Annotated in this window: 13 protein-coding genes and 1 pseudogene; all 14 read left to right on the top strand. The window is 47.7% G+C overall.

Annotated features, from left to right (window positions below; all coding sequences use genetic code 11):
• The first annotated feature begins 22 nt into the window (after positions 1-22).
• On the top strand, positions 23-673 hold the full coding sequence (locus AR383_RS09135; RefSeq protein WP_269465146.1) for a type II secretion system protein: 651 nt from the start codon (positions 23-25) through the stop codon (positions 671-673).
• A gap of 32 nt (positions 674-705) precedes the next feature.
• Positions 706-1,173, top strand: a complete 468-nt coding sequence (locus AR383_RS22525) for a prepilin-type N-terminal cleavage/methylation domain-containing protein (RefSeq protein WP_055732850.1) — start codon at positions 706-708, stop codon at positions 1,171-1,173.
• Positions 1,174-1,221: 48 nt separating this feature from the next.
• Positions 1,222-1,692 carry a type II secretion system protein gene (locus AR383_RS09125; RefSeq protein ID WP_055732849.1) on the top strand — a complete coding sequence of 157 codons (471 nt, stop codon included), beginning with the start codon at positions 1,222-1,224 and terminating at the stop codon, positions 1,690-1,692.
• The gene (locus AR383_RS09120) at positions 1,682-2,218 is read left to right on the top strand and encodes a prepilin-type N-terminal cleavage/methylation domain-containing protein (protein WP_055732848.1); all 537 of its coding nucleotides are present in this window, start codon (positions 1,682-1,684) and stop codon (positions 2,216-2,218) included. The genes AR383_RS09125 and AR383_RS09120 overlap by 11 nt, the downstream gene beginning before the upstream one ends.
• Positions 2,218-3,024, top strand: a complete 807-nt coding sequence (locus AR383_RS09115) for a PilW family protein (RefSeq protein ID WP_055732847.1) — start codon at positions 2,218-2,220, stop codon at positions 3,022-3,024. Before AR383_RS09120 ends, AR383_RS09115 begins: the two co-directional genes overlap by 1 nt.
• Positions 2,996-3,433 carry an MSHA biogenesis protein MshP gene (locus AR383_RS09110; protein ID WP_157051688.1) on the top strand — a complete coding sequence of 146 codons (438 nt, stop codon included), beginning with the start codon at positions 2,996-2,998 and terminating at the stop codon, positions 3,431-3,433. The genes AR383_RS09115 and AR383_RS09110 overlap by 29 nt, the downstream gene beginning before the upstream one ends.
• Positions 3,430-7,098 (top strand): DUF6701 domain-containing protein, encoded by a 3,669-nt coding sequence (locus tag AR383_RS09105; RefSeq protein ID WP_055732845.1) that lies wholly within the window; start codon positions 3,430-3,432, stop codon positions 7,096-7,098. The genes AR383_RS09110 and AR383_RS09105 overlap by 4 nt, the downstream gene beginning before the upstream one ends.
• Before the next feature lie 17 nt (positions 7,099-7,115).
• On the top strand, positions 7,116-7,343 hold the full coding sequence (locus AR383_RS21515; protein ID WP_335338401.1) for a DUF6701 domain-containing protein: 228 nt from the start codon (positions 7,116-7,118) through the stop codon (positions 7,341-7,343).
• A gap of 179 nt (positions 7,344-7,522) precedes the next feature.
• Entirely contained in the window at positions 7,523-8,566 is a 1,044-nt protein-coding gene (locus AR383_RS09100; RefSeq protein ID WP_055732844.1) for a rod shape-determining protein, read from the top strand.
• 76 nt (positions 8,567-8,642) lie between these two features.
• Positions 8,643-9,467 carry a rod shape-determining protein MreC gene (gene mreC / locus AR383_RS09095; RefSeq protein ID WP_055732843.1) on the top strand — a complete coding sequence of 275 codons (825 nt, stop codon included), beginning with the start codon at positions 8,643-8,645 and terminating at the stop codon, positions 9,465-9,467.
• Between the two features lie 14 nt (positions 9,468-9,481).
• Entirely contained in the window at positions 9,482-9,967 is a 486-nt protein-coding gene (gene mreD, locus AR383_RS09090; protein ID WP_055732842.1) for a rod shape-determining protein MreD, read from the top strand.
• Positions 9,967-10,538, top strand: a pseudogene (locus AR383_RS09085) (Maf family protein). Before mreD ends, AR383_RS09085 begins: the two are co-directional and overlap by 1 nt.
• Positions 10,539-10,544: 6 nt before the next feature.
• Positions 10,545-12,014, top strand: coding sequence for a ribonuclease G (rng, locus tag AR383_RS09080; protein ID WP_055732841.1), 1,470 nt, complete (start codon positions 10,545-10,547; stop codon positions 12,012-12,014).
• A gap of 4 nt (positions 12,015-12,018) precedes the next feature.
• Complete coding sequence (locus AR383_RS09075) at positions 12,019-15,861, top strand: YhdP family protein (RefSeq protein ID WP_055732840.1); 3,843 nt, start codon at positions 12,019-12,021, stop codon at positions 15,859-15,861.
• Positions 15,862-15,864 lie beyond the last annotated feature (3 nt).

Genomic DNA, 15,864 nt, shown 5'->3' with positions numbered 1-15,864 from the left:
CTTAAAAAGGAGTATGCAAAAGGTGAGAGAGATTTCTTCAAGCGTACCAAGAATGCATCCACATTCAGGATTCTCGCTAATTGAATTGGTTATCGTGATCGTGGTGTTGGGAATTTTAGCTGTTACCGCTTTACCGCGTTTTCTTGACGTGACCGATGAAGCTAAAGTGGCTAGCCTAGAAGGTGTGGCCGGTGGTTTCGCTACTGGCGTTTCGCTAGCGCGAGCGCAATGGGAAGCGGAAGGGCGTCCTAGTGAAAATGGTAAAAACTCCGTTATTTATGACGCGCAGAAAGTCTATTTAACTACGCCTAGTGCCGCCCAATTGGCCAATGGCAGCGTGGCTCCGGGCTATCCCATGAGCAGTGATGATGAAGATGTTGATCCAGGCAGCTTAACTGGGGCTAAGTGCCTTAAGGTGTGGGACGCTATTTTACAAAATCCGGCGCGTGCCAGCGACGATTTTTCTGCGGTGAGTTCGCAAGGAGACTACTACAAGTATTATGCTACGGTTAGCGGCGCAGCGGAAGCGACGCGTTGCGTATTTTATCAGGTAAATGCCTTGGCTAAGAATAGTGATGGTTCTTACCTTAATCCTGGCAGCGGCGAAAATACTTATAACAATTTTACTTATCAACCGGCCTCCGGCCGGGTGTTTACCAATATTCCCAATTAACGATATAAACAACAATTTCTAAGGAAATAGTAATGAAAGTAACAAAACAGCAAGGTTTTACTCTGATTGAGCTGGTGATTGTGATCATCATTTTAGGCATTTTGGCGGTAACTGCTGCGCCTAAATTTTTGAACTTACAAGGTGATGCTCGTGAATCAACAGTGAAAGGTTTAGAAGCGGCAGTGAAGGGCGGAGCGAATCTTATTTATAGTAAGGCAGCTATTGCCGGTATTGAAGCTTCATCGGGTGATGTCTCCGGTGCTAATGGTACTAGTGTATCAACTACCTTTGGTTACCCCAATACGGATGCTTTTGGAGCAACTCAGCTCGCTGGTTGGTTGGACATTAGTACAGAAGAATGGACAGTTTCTGCCTCTGGTTCACCGATTACTCTAGCACCAGCTAATTTCACACCCGCTTCAGGCGCTTGTGAAGTGCAATATACAATTGCGACCAGCTCGGCTTCTGCGCAAATTGTATCAGTTGTAACCGGCTGTTAATTCAGTTTAAGGCTAGCTACGGCTAGCCTTTATCTCCAGTTTCCCCACTTGGCTTCTTTAAGCAAACCTTACCCTCAACACTCCGGCTTCACTCTCATCGAGCTGGTGATTACCCTCATCCTTATCGCCATTCTGGCAGTGACGGTGGCTCCTAAGTTTTTTCGTGGCGGCTTTGCTGAAGCTAGCCTACAAGCCCAGCTGTTAAGCCGTTTACAATTGGTGCAAACTCAGGCGATGAATCATTATCAAGACTGCTTTTTCTTGGCGATTGAAACAAACCGTTATTATTCTGGGCGGATAGATTCCGCTAATACCTGTATCAGTGCGGCAGATCTTCTAGAGCCAGTTGTTTTTAGTGATATTCAAGTGAGCCAAGGTCGGGTTTATTTTGATGGTCTTGGCCGAGTGCGTTTGGCTGAATCCAGTTTATGCAGTGCCTTTCCCTGTGTGATTAATTTAGCAGGGCAGGAAAGCAGACAGATAATCATCGAGAGCGAGGGCTATATTCATGCGCCCTAAACTCGCTGCTGGTTTTACTTTAATCGAACTGATTGTTGGCATTGTGGTGGTGGCGATTGCCTTGGTGGTGATTAGCTCCTTTTTAGTGCCGCAAGCGCGGCGAAGCATAGAGCCAGTTTATCAATTTCGCGCGGCCGAGCTCGGTTCGAGTTTGATGAATGAAATCTTGTCTAAGTCCTTTGATGAGCAGTCCGATCATACGGGCGGGGGCTTATGGCGTTGCAGCGAGCTTAAGCCCAATGGCCAAGCTACTTCCTGTACCCCCGCTAGCGACTACGGTCCTGATGCGGCGACGGAGCTAAGGCAAAACTACAACGATGTGGATGATTACGACACCGCCGGCTCGTTTCTGGCGATTAGTGACAGTATGGGAGTGGATTTAAGCCAAGATTACCGTAACTATCGTTATAGGGTGGCCATTGATAGTTCGGAATATGGGATTAATCAAGCCAAACGCATCGACTTATGGATACAAGCGCCCGATGGTGTCGAATATGCCTTTAGCGCTTATCGGTGGAATTACTAATGAAGCTGGAGCTAATGGGTAAGCGGGGCGGTTTCACCTTAATCGAGTTGGTTATCACCATGGTGTTGCTGGGTATATTGGCGCTTGCTACTACCGACTTCATTCGTACCGGCAGCTTAATCTATCGCGACGGAGCCGAACGTCAGGTCTTGCTGGGTGAGGCGCGTTTTGCTATTCAACGGCTGAGCCGAGAATTGCAGAATAGCCTGCCGAATAGCGCGCGGGTCGATGGTATAGCACGCCTTGGCGAGTGCTTAACTTTTGTGCCGACTTTATCTAGCCATAGCTATGTTGATTTGCCGCTAACACCACGTTCCGCTGCCAGTGCCGCGATCGTCAGCTGGAGCGGTCAGCCGGAGGTTCCCGGAAGCGCTAATGTTTGGGCGGCGGTTTACGTATTAAACAGTGATGAGGTGGTGTCTGCCAACGGCCTAATCAACGAAGGGGCGAACAAGGTCGCCGCGGTGAATAGTTTAAGCGCCGATTCCAGCAGCGGTTTATCTACCTTAAGTTTTGATTCTGCGGTGAGTTTTCGCAGTGCCTCGCCTGCTCAGCGGCTCTACTTGATCAGTGAAGCGGTACGCTATTGCGTGGCAGGCTCAGAGTTAAGGCGCTACCAACCGGCAAATAGTTTGCAAGGTGTATTAATGGCAAACCGTTTAGATCCGCGTGCGGTTTTACCTCCCTTTCAGGTGCTAGATGCCAGTTTAAGCCGTAATGGTTTGGTAAAGTTGGCCTTTAGCTTTACTGAAAATAACGAAGTGGTGGAATTTCAGCATGATATCGTCGTTCCTAATCAACCCTAGACGGCAAAGCGGCAGCGCTTTGCTGGTGGCCATTTTTGTTATTGTGGTGATGGCTCTGCTCACTGCGGGCTTAACCACTATCTTAAGAGATAGCTCTCGCAATGCGGCTTGGGAGGTCTTGGGCGCGCGAGCCGAATTAGCCGCCAGTTCGGCTCTAGAACAAGCCTTGTTTTCTCTGTTTCCACTCAACCCGGCTAGCCCCTTAGCTATGAGTTGTGATGATGTGGTTGAAGCGCCTGCTTTAGCTGGTCCCGGTTTTGCCACTTGTAAGGTTAAGTTAAGTTGTCAGCAGCGTGATGTTTTACAATTAGCAGCGCGTTTTTATGACTTAGACGCCGTGGCCGAATGTGGGGAAGGGGAAGTCAGAGTGCAGCGCCAGCAAGTGGTTCAGGCGAGGACGGTATTATGAATCGTTGCTCATTGTTGCTGCGCTTGATGTTGTTGCTGTTTGTCATCGGGCCTCAAGCTGTAGGTGCTGTTGAGTGCAGCGCGGTTTTCCCTACGGTGATTTCTTCTTCAAATGCTTCTAGTCAGCTGGCCATTGGCTGGTGGGCTCAGATCTATGGTTCTGCTGAGGGGCTGCTAAATATTAGGCATGTGAATAATAATTCGGATCGCTACACCTGCCCAGATTATGATCAGTATTGTAGCTCTAGCCATCGCTTAGCGGAGGCAGGGAATTTGCTGAATATAGAGAGCAAAGCGAATGGTCTAAATGTCGCGCTCAACTGGAGGCAGAGCGCGACCCTTGGAGAAGGCGATTATAATACTGACAATTTTGGCTCGGTGAGTGCTAGCAGCGAAGCCACCCTGACCTTTTCAAATAGTCGAGATGAGTACTTTATAGACCAACTGAGTCTTGGTTATCGTGCTACGCTGGTCTTGCCGGCGGGGACCTATTGGGTGGCCGGTGATGTAAATTTAGACACCCAAAGTGAATTGCGCGTTGTTGGTGACGGAACCGTTAAAATATTTGTTGGTGGTCGCTTTAACGCTAAATATCAGTCGAGTCTCAATGTCTCGGGAGAGCCAAGTCAACTGGCCATTTATGCCGAAGGCGATATCCAGTTAGATAATGAATCGGTCAGCCAATTTGTTGGTTACAGTTTAAGTAACATCCTTACTTTATATCGCTCTCAAGTGACCGGTGCGCTGCATGCCTTGGGAGATATTGAAATACAGAATGAAAGCAAGGTGATTGGCGCTGATGTAGAGGATGTGGACTTTGCTCCTCTATGTGATGGGGAGGTTCGTGAGCCTTTAAACTTGCAGTTTGGCTCCACTGGGGCGCAGCAGAACGGTGGCATTGTTAGTTTCGAGCAGCCCTACACCACTAAGCCTTTAGTCTTTTTGATGACGCCAATTGACCCTGTACATCCCAATAATGAAGGACCAAATTATGTCTTTGTTAACACGGTATTGCAGAATGCTAGTGGTCAGTGGACTGGCTTTAGCTGGTCCAGAGAAGAGCCACCAGAGAATATTCTCTCGTCCGAAAACAATTTAGCGATTGACTGGATTGCGGTAAATGAAGGGGAATTTACCCTACAAGATGGCACTCCATTGCAAGCCGGTACGGTGAGCTCTAATACCGCTTTGCCTTTTAATAATTCAAGTTACGTTAATCTTGGCATTCCCAGTAATTTGTCGGTGGTGCTGCATCAGCAACAGAGTCGCAATAATCAATGTTGGTTAACCACCACGTCGGTATTTAATGGTGGTGATTCGGGCATCGGTTTAGCGCTAGAGAATAGTGAGGTACATACTTGGTATTGGTACTGGGAGTGGCCGTGGATGCGCGATCAGTGCCTGGGAGATAATAACGCGATTCCTTATTATGAATTAGCCGACGAGACCATTGCTTATTTGGCGACAGAGCCCGCGGTGGGCAGTATTAGCGTAAATAACCAGCAAGTGAATTATCAATTTGGTCGTTCAACAACTCACTCACAAGGCGATCGTACTTTATCTCCCGCGCAGACTTGTAACTATCTCACCCACTATCAAAACGATTTATTTGCTAGCCCTCCCATCATGGTAGCCAGTAAAAATGAGCGTCGCGGCGATAATGGTGGTTGGCTACGGCGCTGTCAGCACCATGCGGCCAATTTTTCGATGATTACCGAAGAAGATCAGTACGGCGATGGCGAGCGAGCTCATGTAGCAGAAGACTATAGTTTTATGGCTTTTGCTAGTAATACGGCGCAGCCTTCCCCTGGCTTAGTTATTAGCGCTGCGCCTTTTGGCTTAACTTGCGATGTGCATGAGGTGGTGATTCGGGCTACACTTAATGACGACTTAGATCAAAGTTTTCAAGGTACGGTCTCTCTTAGCACCTCGACTAACCGCGGTAGCTGGTCCACAGGTGATGGGCAAGGTGATTTGCAGGCGGGAGTGGATAACGGGCAGGCGAGTTACCAGTTTGTCACCGCCGATCAGGGCGAGGTGAGACTGGGTTTGCTGCATCCATTAACCGGAGATGTGACTTTAACGGTAAGTGATGGTGCCATTACAGCTACTGCTGTAGTGAACTTTGCCGCTTACGGTTTTCAATCCCAGCTCCTAGGAACCAGTACTGGTGAAGCAAGAGCTAATCCGCATAAGGCCAATAGTGAGTTTCAATTGCTGCTCACCGCCGTGGGTAAAGACCCAAATGGTGGGCCAGGTTGCGCTAAAATTGAAAATTATCAGGGGCTAAAAGCGCTCAGCTTATGGACCGATTATCTAGAGCCAACGACTGGCTCACGCCAATTACAGGCTCAAAATAGTGATGATAACTTTGTCGATGTAGCTGGCTCCTATGATAGCCGTACAACACTAAACAGCCAATTTACTGCCGGTGAAGCTCTAATTGATATGCGTTATCCCGATGTGGGGCGTTTAAACATTAACTTCTGGGACGAAGCAGGCTCGCAGCAAGATGGCCAAACGATTACCCTAAGAGGAAGCGAAACCGGCGACTTTATTCCCGACCGTTTTGCCTGGCAAAATATTCTTAATGAAGATGGACACTCCATCCCAAGTGACCCAGAAAATACGCCTTTTGTCCGAGCCGGTACCCTGTTTAGTGCCGAGCTGGTGGCTAAGATTGCCAACTGCAATCAAGCTGGCACCAGCTGTAATGCCCTTAACTTTAAGACTCAAGCTGAACAGCTAGATATTGGCGCTAGTTTGGCGACTCCCAGTTCTTTGGTTGGCGGTGAACTAGGCGACTTTGTTGGCGGTGTGCTCGATGCCGATGTCGCCCAAGCAGATGGCGTGCTGGCGGTGAAAGATAATGCTTGGCACCAAGTAGGTAGCATTTTCTATCAGGGGATGGTGACTCGCTATTTGGCTTATAACTTGGCCGATTATGCGGTGGCTGCGGCTAATCAGCAGGTAGGTATGTTTTATCCTCACCATTTTGAACTGAGCTCGGCCAGCATTACACCGACCTGCGTCGCAGCCAATTTTAGCTATATCGGTCAGTTTGAACAGCAAGTCGCTTGGACCTTGCAGGCTCATAGCCTAAGTAATCAGATTACCACTAACTATTCTCACGATAAATTTGCAGTAAACAACGATTTTTCTCATTGGCGCTTCAGCAGTAGCTCGCCAGTGGCGGGTTTTGATCAAGGTTTACAAATGGACGTTGCCACTGGGCAGTGGTTGAATGGCGTATATCAGCAAGCAGACTTAGCCTTTGGTTTGGCTAAGCCGCTTCAGCCGCAGGTGCCAGTAGATGATGGCAAGCTGGCGCTGTTTTTTAGTCAGTATGATGACGCCGTGATCAGCTCAGACAGTGTTAGCGGTGGCTTTATTTGTGGTAGTGACCCGATTGACGGCGCCTATTGTGAATTAGGCACAGTGCCGGAATTACGTCATGGGCGTTTAAGTTTAAGCAATGGTTATGGCTCAGAATTACAGCCCATTGCGATTCAGGGCTTGTTGCAGTTTTATGATGGGAGTCGTTATCAAACCCAGTCCATGCTGCGTTTAGCGGACAGTTGCAGCAATCTTAATCTGCCTGCTTTAGATTTCTCACCGAAAAATAGTGCTACCGAAGCGCCGGTGGGGGCGGGGTATCACAAGTAAGCTTACGCGCGCCGGGTATTGCCGAGCAAGGACGAGTTTGGATTGACTTTTCTGCTCCGGGAGAGGGCAACAGGGGGCGTGTGAATTATTGGTTTGATTTAAGCTCGCAGTTAAGTTGGTTACGGGATGATTGGAACGGTAACGGCAGCTATGATAATACCGACGATCAAGCTGGCGCGGGTGAAGTCACATTTGGGGTTTTCCGCCAAAGTGATAAGATTATTTATCGGCAACGCCGCTATTAAGTGATGTTTAGCTCAAAAAAACGACAGTTTGGGTTGTGCTTTTAGCCTCATGCGAGTGATAGCCCTCACTATCCTTCGCTTCTCTAGAGAGTATGCTTGCTCATCTGGGCTGGCGTTGGTAAAGTTAGCCAAGTTTTAATCGCTTATCATCGATACTATTTCTCAGGATTTACCCAGCCATGTTTAAAAAGCTTCGAGGCTTGTTTTCTAATGATCTATCTATTGACTTAGGAACGGCTAATACACTTATTTATGTTAAAGATCAGGGGATCGTGCTGAACGAACCTTCAGTAGTTGCGATTCGCCAAGAGCGGGCTGGTAGTCCTAAGAGTGTGGCTGCCGTAGGCCATGCAGCGAAGCAAATGCTGGGTAGAACGCCTGGTAATATACTGGCCATTCGCCCGATGAAAGATGGGGTGATTGCTGATTTTTACGTGACCGAGAAAATGCTTCAGCACTTTATTAAGCAAGTGCATGATAACAACTTCTTGCGACCTAGCCCTCGCGTATTGGTGTGTGTGCCCTGTGGTTCTACCCAAGTGGAGCGACGCGCTATTCGCGAATCGGCAATGGGCGCGGGCGCGCGTGAAGTGTATTTGATTGATGAACCCATGGCGGCGGCTATCGGTGCGGGTTTACCTGTATCTGAAGCCACTGGCTCAATGGTGGTTGATATTGGTGGTGGTACTACCGAAGTCGCGATTATCTCGTTAAATGGAGTGGTTTACTCATCATCGGTACGCATTGGTGGTGATAAGTTTGACGATGCCATTATCAACTATGTGCGTCGTAACTACGGTAGCTTAATTGGTGAAGCGACCGCAGAGCGTATTAAGCATGTGATTGGCTCTGCCTATCCAGGTGATGAAGTGCGCGAAATTGAAGTTCGTGGTCGCAATCTAGCCGAAGGTGTGCCAAGAAGCTTTACTCTAAACAGCAATGAGATTCTTGAAGCCTTGCAAGAGCCCTTATCTGGCATTGTTAGTGCGGTAATGGTGGCTTTAGAGCAAAGTCCTCCTGAACTAGCCTCTGATATTTCAGAGCGAGGCATGGTGTTAACTGGTGGTGGCGCCTTGGTGAGAGATCTTGATCGCTTGCTAATGGAAGAAACCGGCATTCCGGTGGTTGTGGCTGATGATCCGCTAACTTGTGTGGCTCGAGGTGGTGGTAAAGCCATTGAGATGATCGATATGCATGGTGGCGATCTTTTCCAATACGAATAAGCCTTAACAGCGAAGGGTGCAGTGTTGCCCTTCGCTCTACTAGTAACACGCTGACAACTCATTTAGGTAATGTCCGATGAAACCAATCTTCGGCCCAGGTCCATCTTTAGAGCTACGCCTCGCACTCGCCGTTTTGTTGTCTATCTCTTTGATTTTCATCGATACTAAACTGATTGCCTTTAATCAGGTTAGGGTCTACTTATACTCGGCTGTGAGCCCTCTGCAATATATTGCCAATATGCCCGGCACCTTGCTGGATTCTATGTCTGGCTCTTTGGCAACTCGCCAGCAACTTAAGCGTGAAAATGAAGTTCTTAAACAACAACTTTTGCTTAACCGCGCCGATCAATTATTGATGGAAAGCTTGGCCAAGGAGAATACCCGTTTACGCGCTTTATTAGGCTCGCCGGTTCGTCACGACAGTCGTAAGTTAGTAGCGGAAATTATGGCGGTAGATTCAGACCCATTTTCCCATCAAGTGGTAATTGATAAAGGCCAGTTGGATGGTGTTTACGAAGGCCAACCGGTGATAAATGATGTAGGTGTCATTGGCCAGGTGCTGCATGTCGGCACTACCAGTAGCCGAGTATTGTTAATCACTGACGCTAGCCATGGTATTCCGGTGCGTATAGCCCGCAACGATATTCGCGCGGTAGCCACCGGCACTGGAGAGCTCAATCGTTTACAAGTACCACACATCCCCCGTAGCACCGACATTGGTGAAGGCGACGTGTTAATTACTTCGGGTTTGGGGGGCGTGTTTCCTGAAGGTTATCCGGTAGCTGTGATTAGCCGTTTTGATTATCAAGAGGGTAAGCCTTATGCTGACGTGATGGCGACCCCAGTAGTGGAATTGGACCGCTTACGCTACCTGTTATTAATTTGGCCCTCTGATGGATAGAACTAAAGGCTGTTATGTTAGAAAAAATTAATGGCCGTGGGGCCATTATTGGTAGTTTATTTATTGCCTTAATATTGGCCATCATCCCTCTGCCTCCTTTGGCCGATTTACTGAGGCCTGATTGGGTACTTGTGTGTGTGTTTTATTGGACCATTGCCTTACCCCATCGTAGCAATGTAGGCGTGGCCTTTGCGGTTGGCCTGATTCTCGATATCCTTCTCGGTTCTACCCTTGGGGTTCGCGCGCTGGCCTTGTCGATTGTGTCTTATATCGCGGCAAGCAACTTTACTCGTTTGCGTAACTTTTCGGTATGGCAGCAAGCACTAGTGGTGGGCGCTTTGACCGGATTGGCCAAGGTGGTGGTGTTTTGGGCAGAATACTTGGTGCAAGATATTCAACTGCCTGCGGGATACTTTTATCCTTTGGTGACCACGACTTTAACTTGGCCATGGATCTTCTTGTTACTGCGAAAATTACGTCGCCAGTGGAAGATTAGCTAATGAGTACGACGCTTATTTTGGCTTCAGCATCACCGCGACGAGTGGAGTTGCTACAACAATTGGGCTGGAGTTTTATGACTCAAGCCGCGGATATCGATGAAGCCCCCTCGCCAACGAAGCGCCCCAAGAGCTAGTCTGTCGTTTGGCTGAACAAAAAGCCCATGCGGTATATCAGCAACAGCAAGATCCCGCTGTTGCGGTATTGGGCGCCGATACCATCGTAGTGGTTGAGCAACAAATTTTAGGCAAACCGGCTGATTATGCTGATAGTTTACGAATGCTGAAGTTGTTAAGTGCTAAGCAGCATCAAGTTATGACAGCTATTAGTCTGTATTATAATTATCAGGCACATACCCAATTAGTTTGCACAGAGGTGTTTTTTAGCCCAGTCAGCGAAGCGCAGATTACCGCGTATTGGGACAGTGGTGAGCCTTGCGATAAGGCGGGTAGTTACGCTATTCAAGGACTTGGCGGTAAATTTGTCGAACGAATTGAAGGTAGCTATAGCTCGGTTGTGGGTCTGCCCTTAGTTGAAACCGATCGTTTACTTCATTCACATATAACGCGCTAGGTGACTATGTCTGCTGAACTATTGATTAATGTTACACCCACTGAAACCCGTGTTGCTTTAGTAGACAGCGGTATTCTGCAGGAAACCCATGTTGAGCGAGATGCGCGGCGTGGTCTGGTTGGCAATATGTATAAAGGCCGAGTGAGCCGAGTGCTGCCGGGAATGCAAGCCGCGTTTGTAGATATAGGCTTAGAAAAAGCCGCATTTTTACATGCCTCTGACATCGTACCGCATACCGAGTGTGTTGATGTCACCGAGCAAGAAAAGTTTCAGGCAGGCAACATCGCAGAGATGGTGCGCCAAGGGCAAGATATCATGGTGCAAGTGGTGAAAGACCCGCTTGGTACCAAAGGTGCCCGTTTAACCACCGACATCACTTTGCCTTCTCGTTATTTAGTCTTTATGCCTGGTAGCAGTCACGTGGGAGTTTCCCAGCGGATCGACAGCGAGCAAGAGCGTGAGCGACTCAAAGAAATCTGTAGTGAATTTGTCGATGACATGGGCGGTTTCATCATTCGTACCGCCGCCGAAGGTGTTGGCGCTGATGAGCTGGAGCAAGACGCAGCGTTCTTAAAGCGGGTATGGCGTAAAGTATTGCAACGTAAAGAAACGGCAGCCACTAAGACCGTGCTTTACACCGAATTAAACTTAGCCTTACGGATTATTCGTGATTTTGTGGGGACCCATCTGGACCGGATCCGGGTTGATTCTCGTGAAACTTATGAACAGCTGGTGGCCTTCAGTGCTGAGTTCGTGCCCGAATTTACTGAAATCCTCGAATACTACTCGGGTGAGCAACCGATTTTCGATTTGTTTGATGTTGAAAATGAAATTCAGCGCGCCTTGAAACGCCGAGTCGATTTAAAGTCTGGCGGCTATTTAATCATCGACCAAACCGAAGCAATGACCACGGTGGATATCAATACCGGCGCCTTTGTTGGCCATCGTAATCTAGAAGAAACCATCTTCAATACTAATATTGAGGCCACTCAATCCATTGCTAGGCAGCTACGCTTGCGTAACTTAGGCGGCATCGTGATCATTGATTTCATCGATATGGCCGACCCCGAGCATCAACGCCGAGTGTTGCAAAGCTTAGAACAAGCACTACAAAAAGACCGTGCTAAAACCAATATTAGCGGCTTTTCTCAACTGGGCTTAGTTGAAATGACCCGCAAACGCACCCGCGAAAGTATTGAACATATTTTGTGTGGTGAGTGCCCGACTTGTCGAGGCCGTGGCACCGTTAAAACGGTGGAAACCGTTTGTTATGAAGTGCTACGAGAGATTATTCGGGTTAACCGAGCCTATGATGCCGATAACTTTATTGTTTACGCGTCAACTAAAGTGGCGGATATGTTAATGGGGGAAGAATCGCATAGTCTGGCTGAGTTAGAGGTGTTCATTGGCAAACAGGTAAAAGTACAAACCGAGCCAATGTATAGCCAAGAACAATTTGATGTGGTGTTAATGTAGTTTTATGGCCAAGCCTTTACACCGTGGAGCCACTAAATGCTGGTACGGTCTCGCAATAATATTAGTGGTTATTGCCGTGGGTTTAAGTATTACCCGCGGCATTTTATCATTTGCCAGCCACTATAAAGATGAAATAGCTGCTTGGTTAGTAGAAGGCCAAGAAGCGGAGCTTTCTATTGGCAGCTTAAATGCGCGAATACATAATTTTAGGCCGATGCTGGTTTTAGAAGACAGTGAAGTGAGCATTGGTGTACAGCGCAATATTGGTTTTAATGTTAAGGCTTTAATGCTTGAGCTTGACCTCTGGCAAAGCATTGAACAAAGGCAGGTGGTATTTAAAGACTTACTGCTGGACAGCTTACACTTCAAAATCGATCTAGATGCTATGCCGCAGCAACAAAACAGCGTAGTAGAGCATCCCTATCAAGCCATTGCTAATGTGTTTCTTAAGCAATTCACTCAGTTCAGTATCATTAATAGTGACATCGAAATTGTTCATGCTGGGCAGCGCTACCATGTGGATATTGCCAGCTTAGATTGGCTCAATATCGAGCAATCATACCAAGGTGAAGGTGAGCTTAGAATTGGCAATGATTTTAATCAAGGCCGGCTTAAGCTTCGAGTTGATTTACAAGGGGATGCCAGCAATATTGCTGATTTAACAGCGCAGCTTTATCTGCAAGCCGAGCAGGTCAATTTAGCCGCTTTTACTGAGCCTGGTAGCCGTTTAGCGGCGCAACTAAAAAGCAATTTAAATTTCTCTTTGTGGGGAGATTTCTCTGCTAATCAGGCCCCTCGTTGGGTGGCCCAATGGCAAGATAGCCAGGTGCAGTGGGGAGCAGGTTTATCTCAGCAACTGGAGGTCCATAGCGGCCTGAGTCAAGTGACTCAACAAGGCGAGTACTGGCGAGTTGATAAACTGCCATGGGACATGGCTATTAATGGTATTACTAGCGATTTTGCACTACAAGGTGTGGTTAATCAAAGGCAGCAAGCATGGCGACTCAGCGGCTTATCTTTGGCCGGATGGTCCGGCTTAGGGGCGCTTTTCCCAGAGGCCTCAGCTACGCTTGATTGGCCTAAGTTAATTCAAGCTGGTGAACTGATTGACGCGGAGCTTAGTTATCAGCGCCAGCCTCAGTCCTTAACTTATAAGGCTCAACTGCAAGGCCTAGCCACCAATGGCCAGAGCTTTGTTCCGAAGTTGAGTGGGCTTAATGTCGAGCTGCAAGGTGATTTGCAGCAAGCGCATATTCGTTTGCAGCAGCAAGGTGAGTTTCATCTACTAGAGCAGTTTAAGCAAGGTTTAAACATTGAGCGTTTAGATGCTCAAGTGGATGTGCGTTTTGATAATCCTGGTTTAAGCATCAGCAGCGCTTCGACTCACTTGCTCACTCCTGAATTGGATTTTGCCGGGCAGTGGCGTTTAGCTTGGGCCGAAGGAGAGAAATGGCCGTTTTTGAGTTTGATGGCTAACGCTGAAATTAAAGACGCGTCTAAGGCTTATTGGTATTACCCAGAGGTAATGCCCGATAAAGTTTATGCCTATTTAGAAAAAGCCTTATTGGCAGGGCAGGCAAAGCACAGTCAAGTGTTGTGGTATGGCACACTGAACCACTATCCTTATAACAATATGGACGGCATTTTTCAGGCTTATGTGCCTTTAGAGAATGCCAGTTTTCAGTTTGATCCCCACTGGCCAGCCTTGCAAGAATTGCAGCTAGATCTATTGTTTCAAAACGATGGCTTGTTCATGGAAAGCCAGCAAGCTAAGTTGGGTAAGGTGCCCGCTCAGCGAATTAGTGCCAGTATTCCTCGTTTCTACCGCCACTCGGAACTGTTTATTACCGGTGAACTAGCCGGTGAAGCGAGTGAGGTCCAAGCGTATTTACTGCAATCGCCTGTTGAAGCTTTAAGCTCAAGTTTACAGCAGCTGCCACTGAGTGGCGGTGACGTTAAGGGCGAAGTGTATCTCAATATTCCTCTCTCGGGAGGCAAAGTTGATGTGAATGGACATGTCGACTTTCTGGGGAATAATTTAGACGTTCTACCAACAGCTATGAACTTACAGCAAGTGAGCGGACGTTTAGTTTTTCAAAATGAAAAACTACGCAGCAATGGCTTAAAAGCACGTTGGCGAAATTTGCCGCTGACGGTTAAATTGGCGACATCTGCAGAGCCTCAGAGCTACCAAATTAATTTGGACCTAGCCGGACGCTGGCCTGTTGCCGATATGGAACGAGCCTTGGCGCTACCTTTTGGCGAATATGCCGAAGGAAGCTTGGATTGGCAGGGGGACTTGGCCATTCAGCTTAAGCCTGATGGTTTATTTGACTATCAGGGAGATATTCGCTCGGAGTTGCTAGGTTTGGGCCTGAAAATGCCAGCGCCTATGGATAAAAGTGCTCAGCAAAGTTGGCCTAGTTTGTTAAGTGTGAGTGGCGATCAGTTAAGCGCCAGTATTAATTTAGAATCTAATAAGATCATCTCGCTAAATGGTTTAGTGGACTTTTCTCAGGGGCAGAAGCGATTGAAATACGCTTTGTTAAACCTTGGCGAAAATAACCCGTTACGCTGGCAGGGGCAGGGCCTAGCGATGTCCTTTGATTTCGCTGAATTGGATATTATGCCGTGGTTAAAATGGGCCAAGGCGCAGACCAGCGAAACAATTGAGACTCCTGAAAGTGAATATAGCAATGTAAGCTTAGTGGTGCCTGAACTTCTATTTGTGCGCGGCACGGTGGCGAAGGCGAAGTTAATCGGGCAAAGCATTGATGGTCTCGACATTGCTTATTTACCCCGCAGTAATACTCAGTTACAAATTGAATCGCAGCAACTGGTTGCCAGTTTAGCTGCTCCTCAACAGCCCAGTGTGTATATGCCAGTGCGCTTAAACATAGAAAAGGCGCAGTTAGGCGACCTTGACTTCTCTTTGTTGAAAGAGCCGCCATCAGCAAAAATTCCTCAGACCTTGGGTGCAGCTAAGCAAGACTCTTTGCTCACTAAGTTGCCTCCGCTAATTGTGGATTGCCAAGACTGCCAGCTCGGCCCGTATCGTTTAGGTAAATTGAATCTTAATCTACCGATAGCTGAGCAAAATATGCCCAAGGGGAGTTTAAGAGTGGATTGGGGGCATACTCAACTGAGTTCCGATTTATCTTGGACGCTACAGGATGGGCAGGAAACCGCCGGGTTAAAAGGTAGTTTTACCAGTAATAGCTTAGAAAAATTGATTGATGATATGGGTTACGACAGCCCCTTAAAGAATACGCCTGCGCGCTATAATTTTGATTTGAATTGGCAGGACGGTTTATTCGCACCGCAAAAAGAAACCTTAACAGGATCCTTGGAATTGAAAGCGGATAAGGGGGTGGTGACCGAGATTAGCGATAAGGGAACTCGAGTTTTAACGCTTGCTAGTTTGGATACGATCCGTCGTCGCTTACAGTTGGATTTTAGTGATGTCTTTGAAAAAGGACTCCATTTCGATTCTATGAGTGCTAGCGTTAATTTTGATCGTGGGCTGGCAGACAATCAGGATTTTTATCTTGATGGCGTCGCTGGTGTTATGCGTGGCAAGGGCCAGGTCGACCTAGCCAGTGGTATCATCGATTACCGTGTTAGTTATTCCCCTAAAGTGACTTCCAGCCTCCCCGTTCTAGCGGCCTTCTTGGTGACACCTGCCACCGGCGTTGCCGTGTTGGCTTTGTCTAAGTTATTAGAGCCGGTGGTAGAAGTGGTAACGCAAATTGATTTTGCCTTGAAGGGGAATATTGCTGAACCTGAGCTGATTGAGTTGGAGCGGGTTAAGAAAGAAATCGCCGTACCAGAAGAATTTAGACAGTAAGGA

This window comes from Agarivorans gilvus, assembly GCF_001420915.1.
GTDB lineage: Bacteria > Pseudomonadota > Gammaproteobacteria > Enterobacterales > Celerinatantimonadaceae > Agarivorans > Agarivorans gilvus.
Note: the sequence above shows the minus strand (reverse complement) of the source record. Positions and strands in the feature narration are given on the sequence as shown.

Excerpts from the sequence above, each read along its gene's own strand:
- AR383_RS09120 (WP_055732848.1), top strand. The coding sequence starts at position 1,682 with ATGCGCCCTAAACTCGCTGCTGGTTTTACTTTAATCGAACTGATTGTT.
- AR383_RS09110 (WP_157051688.1), top strand. The coding sequence starts at position 2,996 with ATGATATCGTCGTTCCTAATCAACCCTAGACGGCAAAGCGGCAGCGCT.
- AR383_RS09105 (WP_055732845.1), top strand. The coding sequence starts at position 3,430 with ATGAATCGTTGCTCATTGTTGCTGCGCTTGATGTTGTTGCTGTTTGTC.
- AR383_RS09100 (WP_055732844.1), top strand. The coding sequence starts at position 7,523 with ATGTTTAAAAAGCTTCGAGGCTTGTTTTCTAATGATCTATCTATTGAC.
- AR383_RS09115 (WP_055732847.1), top strand. The coding sequence starts at position 2,218 with ATGAAGCTGGAGCTAATGGGTAAGCGGGGCGGTTTCACCTTAATCGAG.
- mreC (WP_055732843.1), top strand. The coding sequence starts at position 8,643 with ATGAAACCAATCTTCGGCCCAGGTCCATCTTTAGAGCTACGCCTCGCA.
- mreD (WP_055732842.1), top strand. The coding sequence starts at position 9,482 with ATGTTAGAAAAAATTAATGGCCGTGGGGCCATTATTGGTAGTTTATTT.
- AR383_RS09075 (WP_055732840.1), top strand. The coding sequence starts at position 12,019 with ATGGCCAAGCCTTTACACCGTGGAGCCACTAAATGCTGGTACGGTCTC.
- AR383_RS22525 (WP_055732850.1), top strand. The coding sequence starts at position 706 with ATGAAAGTAACAAAACAGCAAGGTTTTACTCTGATTGAGCTGGTGATT.
- rng (WP_055732841.1), top strand. The coding sequence starts at position 10,545 with ATGTCTGCTGAACTATTGATTAATGTTACACCCACTGAAACCCGTGTT.